General features: G+C 74.3%; 7 protein-coding genes. 5 read left to right on the forward strand and 2 right to left on the reverse strand.

Annotation, left to right across the window (positions count from 1 at the left end; all coding sequences use genetic code 11):
* Positions 1–373, reverse strand: a 373-nt coding sequence (locus tag H5J33_RS21445) for a TetR/AcrR family transcriptional regulator (RefSeq protein ID WP_181796546.1), incomplete at its 3' end; no start/stop codon positions are given.
* Positions 374–489: 116 nt separating this feature from the next.
* On the opposite strand from H5J33_RS21445, the gene H5J33_RS21450 reads away from it, so the two are divergent.
* Complete coding sequence (locus tag H5J33_RS21450) at positions 490–2,055, forward strand: cytochrome P450 (RefSeq protein WP_181796547.1); 1,566 nt, start codon at positions 490–492, stop codon at positions 2,053–2,055.
* Here H5J33_RS21450 and H5J33_RS21455 read toward each other — a convergent pair.
* On the reverse strand, positions 2,017–2,871 hold the full coding sequence (locus tag H5J33_RS21455; protein WP_181796548.1) for a pentapeptide repeat-containing protein: 855 nt from the start codon (positions 2,869–2,871) through the stop codon (positions 2,017–2,019). The two genes, H5J33_RS21450 and H5J33_RS21455, sit on opposite strands and share 39 nt — an antisense overlap.
* Between H5J33_RS21455 and H5J33_RS21460 the strand changes: the two genes are divergently transcribed.
* The 4 genes from H5J33_RS21460 to H5J33_RS21475 form a co-directional block, all read left to right on the forward strand.
* The gene (locus H5J33_RS21460; protein ID WP_181796549.1) at positions 2,870–3,007 is read left to right on the forward strand and encodes a hypothetical protein; all 138 of its coding nucleotides are present in this window, start codon (positions 2,870–2,872) and stop codon (positions 3,005–3,007) included. The genes H5J33_RS21455 and H5J33_RS21460 overlap by 2 nt on opposite strands.
* Before the next feature lie 39 nt (positions 3,008–3,046).
* Positions 3,047–4,345, forward strand: a complete 1,299-nt coding sequence (locus H5J33_RS21465; RefSeq protein ID WP_181796550.1) for an alpha/beta fold hydrolase — start codon at positions 3,047–3,049, stop codon at positions 4,343–4,345.
* A 73-nt stretch (positions 4,346–4,418) separates the two neighbouring features.
* Entirely contained in the window at positions 4,419–5,219 is an 801-nt protein-coding gene (locus H5J33_RS21470) for a MerR family transcriptional regulator (RefSeq protein WP_181796552.1), read from the forward strand.
* A partial coding sequence (locus H5J33_RS21475; protein WP_181796551.1) for a glycosyltransferase occupies positions 5,216–5,661 on the forward strand: 446 nt, incomplete at its 3' end. The genes H5J33_RS21470 and H5J33_RS21475, both read left to right, overlap by 4 nt.

Genomic DNA, 5,661 nt, shown 5'->3' on the forward strand with positions numbered 1-5,661 from the left:
GCCGACCACCAGCGCCGGCCGCGGCGGCGCGGTGGAAGGCGCGGAAGCCGTGCGCGTGGGCCTCGACGTAGCCGAGGTAGGCATCGAGGCCGGCGGTCAGCTGCTCGCGCACCGGCACCCCGGGCACGGCCGCCGTCATCCGCAGCATCCGCTCGCTCTCGCGCTCCACGACCGCGGCGAAGAACTCCCGTTTGGTGGGGAAGTAGTGGTACAGCAGCCCCCGCGACACCCCGGCGATCTCGGCGACCCGCTCCACCCACACATCGTCGTAGGCGCTCTCGGAGAACAGCTTCGCGCCGACCGACAGCAACTGCTCACGGCGCTCTTCGGTGCTCAGCCGGCGCCGGGCGCGCTCCCCCTCGTTCGCGGGCATGGCGTCACTTTACTTGACGCCGGTTCTAATACGGCACCACACTGAAACGCGTTATTGAACCCACGTCCAACACGCGGGGCGGCGTCAACCATCCGCTGGATCAAGGGGGATCACGCATGGCGGAGACGACGAAGACCATGAGTAACCGACCGCCGAAGGGCTTCCGGAGCGCCGAACAGGGCTGGCCGGAGCTGCACCGCATACCGCACCCGCGGCGCCGGGTGCCGCTGCTCGGCGATGTGCTCGGCGTGGACCGGCACCGCCCGCTCCAGGACTCCCTGCGCCACGCCCGCGAGCTGGGCCCGATCTTCCGGCGCCGGGCCTTCGGCAACGAGTTCGTGCTGGTGTGGGGGGCACGGCTGGTCGCGGACCTCGCCGACGAGTCACGGTTCGCCAAGCACGTCGGGCTGGGGGTGGCCAACCTGCGGCCGGTGGCCGGGGACGGCCTGTTCACCGCCTACAACCACGAGCCCAACTGGCAGCTGGCGCACGACGTCCTGGCGCCCGGGTTCAGCCGGGAGGCCATGGAGGGCTACCACGGCATGATGCTGTCCGTGGCCGGCCGGCTCACCGACCACTGGGACCGGCGGCTGGCGGCCGGGCACACGGTGGACGTGCCCGGCGACATGACCCGGCTGACCCTCGAGACCATCGCGCGGACCGGCTTCGGGCACGACTTCGGCTCCTTCGAACGCGACCGGCCGCACCCCTTCGTGACCGCGATGGTCGGCACCCTCGGCTACGCCCAGCGCCTCAACACCGTCCCCGTCCCGCTGGCCCCGCTGCTGCTGCGCGCCGCGACCCGGCGCAACGCGGCCGACATGGCCTGTCTGAACCGCACGGTGGACGAACTGGTGGCGGCCCGGCGCCGGTCCGGGGGCGGCGAGGGGGACCTGCTGGACCGCATGCTGGCCACCGCGCACCCGGAGACCGGGGAGCGGCTGCCCGCGCAGAACGTCCGCAAGCAGGTCATCACGTTCCTGGTGGCGGGCCACGAGACCACCTCGGGCGCGCTCTCCTTCGCCCTGTACTACCTCGCCCGGCACCCGGAGATCGCCGCGCGGGCCCGGGCCGAGGTGGACCGTGTCTGGGGCGGCACCCCGCACCCCCGCTACGACCAGGTCGCCCGGCTGCGCTACGTCCGCCGGGTGCTGGACGAGGCGCTCAGGCTGTGGCCGACCGCGCCCGCCTTCGCCCGCGAGGCGCGCGAGGACACGGTGCTGGCCGGGGAGCATCCGATGCGCCGGGGCGCGTGGGCCCTGGTGCTGACGCCGATGCTGCACCGCGCGCCGGAGGTGTGGGGCCCGGACCCCGAGCGGTTCGACCCGGAGCGCTTCACCCCCGCGGCCGTACGCGCCCGTCCGCCGCACACCTTCAAGCCGTTCGGCACCGGGGCCCGGGCCTGCATCGGCCGGCAGTTCGCCCTGCACGAGGCGACCCTGGTCCTCGGCCTGCTGCTGCGCCGCTACGAGCTGCACGCCGACCCCGGCTACCGCCTGACCGTCACCGAGCGCCTGACACTCATGCCGGAGGGGCTGCGGCTACGGCTGGAACGACGCCGGCACCCCGAAGAGGCGCTGCGCACGGTCCCCGCGGGCCGGGACGAACCCGCCGCCCGGCGGCAGCACCCGGCGCAGCCCCGCTCAGCCAGCCGTTGCCCAGTGCGCGGGGCGGGTGACTGACGCGGGCAGACGCGTACCGGCGCCGCCGCGCGCGGCGTTCACCTGCGGCTGGGTGAGGAAGAACGCCCCGGTCAGGTCCGCGTCGGTGAGATCGGCGTCCCGCAGGTCCGCGCCGATCAGATCCGCGTCGCGCAGGTCGGCTCCGGTGAGGTCGGCGGCGATGAGGTAGGCACCGCGCAGGCTCGCCCCACGCAGATCGGCGCCCCTGAGCCGGGCGCCGATCAGGTCCGCGCCCCGCCGGTCCTTGCCCTTCCCCTTCCCCTTCCCCTTGCCCTTGCCGCCGGCGCCGGCCCGGACCAGCTCGCTGGTGCGCAGCAGGAGCACGTTGACCTGCTGCCGGTGCGCGGCCACGTCCAGCGCGGCCAGCTCCTCCGGGCCCTGCAGGGTGAGCCGCTCGGTGTGCTCCAGGGCCTCGCGCAGCTCGGGGTGGACGGGCGCGGCGGCGGGCAGCCCCAGCGCCTCCGTCAGGTACCACAGCAGCTCCTGCAGCTGCCGGACGACCGGGAACACGTCGAACATGCGGCGCGCGTGCTCCTTCGGCCCGCCGCGCCAGTCCCGTCCGCCGAAGGTGACCTGGGACACCTTCTGCCCGGCACCGAAGCAGTCGTAGACCGTGCAGCCGGTGAAGCCCTGCTGCCGCAGGCGGGCGTGGATGCCGCAGCGGTGGTCGTCCCGCAGGTTCGAACAGGGGGTGCCCGCGGGCTTGTTCACCGCGAAGTCGGCGGAGCGGGCGAAGGGCAGGGCGACGCAGCACAGCCCGAAGCACTGTGCGCAGTCGCCCCGCAGGTCGGCGGGGTCGGTTGTCTTCTCCGGCATGGGTACCAGCCTACTGACCTGCGAAAGTTCCCTGTCCGCCGCGTCGCTCGGCCACCCGTTCGACGGCGTCCCGGACCCGGCCCGCACCGTCCTCCAGAGCCATGTGGCGGGCGGCCCGCGCGCGCTCATGTGCTGAACTGGGACGCGTCCGCATCGGCCCGTCCCGGGAGACCCGTTGAGCCTCAGCTACCGCCAGCCCGGTGTCGTCCTCACCGACCACCACTTCACCGTGCCCCTCGACCACGCCGAGCCCGGGGGCGAGACCATCGAGCTGTACGCCCGCGAGGCGGTGGCGAGCGACAAGGCCGGGCAGGACCTGCCCTGGCTGGTGTACCTCACGGGCGGCCCCGGCTTGGCGGCGAATCGTTTCGTCGGTCGTCAGTCCTGGCTCGACCGGGCCCTGAGGGACTACCGCGTCCTGCTGCTCGACCAGCGCGGCACCGGCCGCTCCACCCCGGCCACCCGGCAGACGCTCCCGCTGCGCGGCGGCCCCGCAGCCCAGGCCGACTACCTCACCCGCTTCCGCGCCGACTCCATCGTCCGCGACTGCGAGACCATCCGCCCCCGCCTCACCGGCGGTGCCCCGTGGACCGTGCTCGGCCAGAGCTACGGCGGCTTCTGCACGGTGTCGTACCTCTCCCTCGCCCCCGAGGGCGTGCACACCGCGCTGATCACCGGCGGCCTCCCCTCCCTGCACGCCCACGCCGACGACGTCTACCGGGCCGCCTACCCGCGCATCGAGCGCAAGGTCACCGCCCACTACGACCGCTACCCCGAGGACGTGCGCCGGGCCCGCCGGATCGCCGACCACCTCCTCACCCACGACGTGGTCCTCCCGGGCGGCTACCGCTTCACCGTGGAGGCCTTCCAGTCCCTCGGCCTGATGCTCGGCACGACCGACGGCACCCACCGGCTGCACCTCCTGCTGGAGGACGCCTTCGTGCGCACCCCCTCCGGTCACGAACTGTCCGACGCCTTCCGGGAACAGGCGCAGACCCTGCTGTCCTACGCCGCCCATCCGCTCTACGCCCTCGTCCACGAGTCGATCTACGGCCAGGACGCCCGCCCCACGGCCTGGGCCGCCGAACGCGTCCGTGCCGAGTTCCCGCAGTTCGACGCGGCCAAGGCGCTGGCCGGCGACGGCCCGGTGCTCTTCACCGGCGAGACCGTCCACCCCTGGATGTTCGAGACCGACCCCGCCCTGCGGCCCCTGCGCGAGACCGCCGGCCTGCTCGCCGCCCGCACCGACTGGCGCCCGCTGTACGACCCGGCCCGCCTCGCCGCCAACGAGGTCCCCGTCGCCGCGGCCGTCTACCACGACGACATGTTCGTGGACGCCACCCACTCCCTGGAGACCGCCGCCGCGATCCGGGGCCTGCGCCCCTGGGTCACCAACGAGTACGAGCACGACGGCCTGCGCACGGCACCCCGCGTCCTGGACCGGCTGCTGTCCCTGGTCCGCGACGAGGTGTGACGGGCGGGCCGGCCCGGCTTGACCCTCCCCTTACGTCAGGCCGCAGCCTGTGACCGGACGAAAGGGCGGGCACATGGGCTACTCGGTGGGCCAGGTCGCGGCGTTCGCCGGGGTGACCGTGCGCACGCTGCACCACTACGACAGGACGGGGCTGCTCTCGCCCGGCGAGCGCAGCCCCGCCGGCTACCGCCGCTACGGCGACGCCGACCTGGCCCGGCTCCAGCAGATCCTCTTCTACCGGGAACTGGGCTTCCAGCTCGACGAGATCGCCGCCATCCTGCGCGACCCGCACGCCGACGCGCTCGGCCACCTCCGGGAGCGGCAGCGCCGGCTGCGCGAGGAGATCGCCCGGCTCGAACGGCTCGCCGAGGTGGCCGAGCAGGCCATCGAGGTGCAGCGCACCGGTGTGCGGCTCAGCCCGGAGGAGCGTTTCGAGGTCTTCGGCGAGATCTCCTTCGACCTCAGCTACGCCACCGAGGCGCAGCTGAAGTGGCGGGACTCGGCCGCGTACCGGGAGGCGATGGCACGGGCGGCCGGCCACGGCAAGGAGGACTGGAGGCGGCTGATGGCCGAGGCCGCCGCCTGGCGGGCCGGCCTGCTCGCCGCCTTCGACGCCGGCGAACCCGCCGACGGCGAGCGGGCCATGGACCTCGCCGAGGAACACCGCCGCCATCTGATCCGCTGGTTCACCTCCTGCCCGCCGGACACCCACCGGCGTGTCGCCGACGACCTGGCCGCCGACCCGCGCGCCTTCGCCCTCCTCGTCCCGCCGTCACAGCAACGGCCCGGTCTCGCCGCGTACGTGAGCAAGGCGATCCACGCCAACGCCGCCCGCCGCGAAGCCGCCGGCCCGGACCCCGAGGAGCAGCCGTGAGAATCCTGATCGCCACCGCCGGGTCGCGCGGTGACGTCGCGCCGTACACCGGCGTGGGCGCCGCACTGGCCCGTGCCGGACACCGGGTGACGCTGGCCGCCACCGACGGCTTCGCCGGCCTCGCCCACGGTGCCGGACTGGGTTTCCGGCCGCTGACCGCCGATCCACGGGCGCACGGCGGTGTCGGGAGCCGACGGGACCTCGTGCGCACGGCCGCCGCCTTCGTCGCGGAACTCGGCCGGGGGTTCGCCGACGCGGTCACCGACGACACGGACCTGCTCCTGCTGTCGGCAACCACCGCCCCGCTCGGCCGGCAGCTCGCCGAGGCCACCGGTCTGCCCAGCCTCGGCCTCTACCTCCAGCCGACCGCGCCCACCGGTGACTTCCCGCCCGTGGTCACGGGCGTCCGGTCGCTGGGCCGGGTCGGCAACCGGGCGGCCGG

Origin of the sequence: Streptomyces sp. WELS2 (assembly GCF_013870595.1) — a bacterium.
Taxonomy (GTDB): Bacteria; Actinomycetota; Actinomycetes; order Streptomycetales; family Streptomycetaceae; genus Streptomyces.

Excerpts from the sequence above, each read along its gene's own strand:
- H5J33_RS21450 (WP_181796547.1), top strand. The coding sequence starts at position 490 with ATGGCGGAGACGACGAAGACCATGAGTAACCGACCGCCGAAGGGCTTC.
- H5J33_RS21460 (WP_181796549.1), top strand. The coding sequence starts at position 2,870 with ATGGGTACCAGCCTACTGACCTGCGAAAGTTCCCTGTCCGCCGCGTCG.
- H5J33_RS21455 (WP_181796548.1), bottom strand. The coding sequence starts at position 2,871 with ATGCCGGAGAAGACAACCGACCCCGCCGACCTGCGGGGCGACTGCGCA.
- H5J33_RS21470 (WP_181796552.1), top strand. The coding sequence starts at position 4,419 with ATGGGCTACTCGGTGGGCCAGGTCGCGGCGTTCGCCGGGGTGACCGTG.